The sequence below is a fragment of the Stenotrophomonas sp. S49 genome (assembly GCF_016624905.1).
Taxonomy (GTDB): domain Bacteria; phylum Pseudomonadota; class Gammaproteobacteria; order Xanthomonadales; family Xanthomonadaceae; genus Stenotrophomonas.
The window spans coordinates 1-3,051 of the sequence record NZ_JACVUD010000164.1 but is presented as its reverse complement, the minus strand read 5'-3'; the positions used below and the strand labels follow the sequence as shown (position 1 = coordinate 3,051).

The 3,051-nt window shown below is 69.2% G+C and carries 2 protein-coding genes; one reads left to right on the top strand and one right to left on the bottom strand.

Features of this window, described 5'->3' with window-relative positions:
• The first annotated feature begins 143 nt into the window (after nt 1-143).
• A complete protein-coding gene (locus IAE58_RS19790) occupies nt 144-755 on the top strand; it encodes a hypothetical protein (RefSeq protein ID WP_199934761.1) in 612 nt (203 codons plus the stop codon).
• A gap of 21 nt (nt 756-776) precedes the next feature.
• On the opposite strand, the gene dinG is transcribed toward IAE58_RS19790, so the two are convergent.
• Nucleotides 777-2,879, bottom strand: coding sequence for an ATP-dependent DNA helicase DinG (dinG, locus tag IAE58_RS19785; RefSeq protein WP_108754518.1), 2,103 nt, complete (start codon nt 2,877-2,879; stop codon nt 777-779).
• Nucleotides 2,880-3,051 lie beyond the last annotated feature (172 nt).

Here is a 3,051-nt window from a genome sequence, read left to right as displayed (position 1 = left end):
GGGGGTTTTTTTTTGGGGGGGGGGGCCCCCCCCCCCCCGGCCGCCGGCCCCCCCCCCCGGATCGCGGCAGGGGGTCGGATCCCTCTCGCAGAAAGGGCTCTGACCCCGGTAAGGTAGGACGCAACACCAACACGGAGGTTGTGATGACGTTGCTTTCCATTGCCCTTGCCGCTGCGCTGGGCGCGGCACCGGAACCGCCGAAGGCGCCGGACTGCAGCTACGACCGCGATGCCATGCTGGCGATGGAGCCGGATGCGTTCGACCAGGATCTGGAAGGTGGCTGGCGCCCGCTGGCCGACCGCGGCTGCCAGCGCGAGGCCGCCGACCTGCTGGCGGCGTATGCGGCGCAGCCCAAGGCGGCGGGCAGGACCATCATTACCTGGCACGAAGGCCAGATGCGTGCGGAGCTGGGGCAGACCGAACAGGCGATCGCGCTGATGGAGCGCAGCCGCAAGCCTGCTGGCCAGGGTGATCCCGGCTACTGGAATGCCTACGTGGATGGGATGGTCGCGTTCCTGCGCCAGGACCGTCGCGGTCTGGAAGACGCGCGTGCGCGGTTGGTCGCACTGCCGTCGCCGCCGGAAATGGCGCAGAACATCAAGGACGGTCGTTTCCACTTCACCACCGCCGGCGGGCAGAAGGTCGATGTCGCCTGGCCGCCGAACCTCGATGTGCTCGACGGCTTGCGGCGCTGCTTCGGCAAGCCCTATCTGGAAGCGTATGGAACCGTGTGCCGGAAGCCGGAAGGCGGTTGAGGGTGGGCGTGCTTGCGGGGGTCAGCCGATCACCCGCTTGAACGGCGGCAGTGCGTCGATGATGCGCTTGCCGTAGCGGCGGGTCAGCAGGCGCGAATCGAGAATGATCACCCGGCCGGTGTCGGTGGAGGTGCGGATCAGGCGGCCGGCAAACTGGGTGAGCGTGCGCAGCGCGTGCGGGATGGCGATCAGGTTGAAGGCGTTCATGCCGCGCGCTTCCACCCATTCGCTCAGGGTGGCGGTCTGCGGGTCGGTGGGCACGGCGAACGGCACCTGGGTGATGACCACCGTGGTGCAGGCTTCACCGGGCAGATCCAGGCCTTCGCCGAACGAGTTCAGACCGAACAGCACCGAGCCTTCGCCGGCGGCCACCCGGCGCAGGTGTTCGTCAATCAGCCGGGTCTTGGACATTTCGCCCTGCACCAGCACCTGCTTGCGGCGCGCGGCCGACATCAGGCCGGCCACCTTTTCCATCTTCCAGCGCGAAGTGAACAGCACCATCGAGCCCTTGGCCCAGTCCAGTTCGGTGTCCAGGTAACGGGCGACTTCGCGCGGATGGCCGTCGCGGTCGTCGGGGGTGACCGGGAACTTCGGCACGATCAGTTCGGCCTGGTTGGGCAGGTCGAACGGCGAGGCCAGCGACACCATTTCCGCTTCCGGCGGAATGCCGTTGTCGATGGCCAGCGACTGGAAATCACCGCCGCCGGTCAGGGTGGCCGAGGTCATCACCACCGAATCCACTTCATCCCACAGCAGCTTGCGCAGCACGTGCGCGGCCGACACCGGTGAGCCGTGCAGCACCAGGTCGCCATCGCGGGTGGCGGTGACCCAGCGCGCGGTGGGTGGCGCGCCGTCCTTGTCCTCGCGGCGCCAGGCCTGCCACAGGTTGTACTGCTGCTCGATCATTTCCAGGGCCATGCCCAGGTTGCGCTGCAGGCGCTCTCGCGCAGCGTCGTCCGGCTTGCCCTTGGCCACCTGTGCGGTGGCGGCGTGGGCCCAGTTGTAGAGGCTGCGGGTGTCGTCGGCCAGCGCTTCGATGGGTTCGCGCCAGGCCTCGGGCAGGCGCCCGTTGGCGGCGCGCCACATAGGCTCTTCGTCGGCCGGCGCCGGCATCCACACCGCTTCCACGTGGTCGCGGAAGGCGCGCAGCTGCTTGGCCACGTTGCTGGCCACGTCGATGGCCTCGTTCGGCAGCAGGTTGCCCAGGCGGTCCTTGTCGACCGCGCGGTACGCACCGGCAATCAGGATCTGCAGGCGACCGACGCGCTTGGCCATGTCGTCCAGGGCCAGGCTGGCCGCGCCCTGGTCGATGGCCACGTTGCCGATGTGGTGGCCTTCGTCCAGCACCAGCAGCATGTCCGACGGCGCGGCGATCATCGGCTGGCCGTTGTCGCTGTCACCAATGGACAGCGCCGACAGCAGCAGGGCGTGGTTGGTCACCACGATCTGCGCATCGCGCACGGTGTTGCGTGAGCGCAGCACCGCGCACTGCGCCGAGTACGCACAGCGACGGCCGGCACAGGCCGAGGCCGGGGTGGTGATGCGGCTGCGCAGGCCGGGGCTGATGGTTTCCGGCGCGTTGTCGATGTCGCCGTCCCAGCTGCCGCTGGTGAAGGCATCGGACAGGCGCTTGGCGATATCCATTTCGATGGGCGCCAGCGGCCGGTCGTACAGCGGCGCCTCGTCTTCGAACATGCCGCCCTGGGCGCCCTCGCCCTGCGCTTCGGCGGCGTTGCGCGTGCACAGGTAGCGGGTGCGGCCCTTGGCCAGCGCCACGGTCGCTTCCAGGCCGGTGGCCTTGAGGAAATTGGGAATGTCGCGCTCGACCAGCTGCGACTGCAGCGCCACGGTACCGGTGCTGATGACCAGCTTTTTCTTGCTGGCCAGCGCGATCGGCACGCCTGCGGTCAGGTAGCCCAGACTCTTGCCGACGCCGGTCGGCGCTTCGACCACGCCCACGCCGCCACTGGTGGACAGCGCGCGCGACACCACGCCGATCATCTGGCTCTGCGAGCGGCGGGTAGAGAAGCCGGGGGTGTTGGCCTGCAGCGTCGTATAGGCCTTGCGGATCGCGTCCTTCAAGGCGTCATCGAGCTTGCGGGGGGCGGCGACAGTTTCGGTCACGCCGGAAGTTACCGTGGCTGGATCAGGCCGGTCATTGTCGCATGGCCGGCCGACGTGACCGGCGCGGCGGCGCTGAACGGGGTCAGCGGCGACGGCCGTTGGCGGCCATGGGCCGGGCGCAGCGCCGCGGCCAAGGCAGATGCGGCAGGCCCATCTTCGGTAGCGCCGGGCC

Bases quoted from the DNA above. Each gene is read 5' to 3' on its own strand.
- IAE58_RS19790 (WP_199934761.1), top strand. From the start codon at position 144: ATGACGTTGCTTTCCATTGCCCTTGCCGCTGCGCTGGGCGCGGCACCG.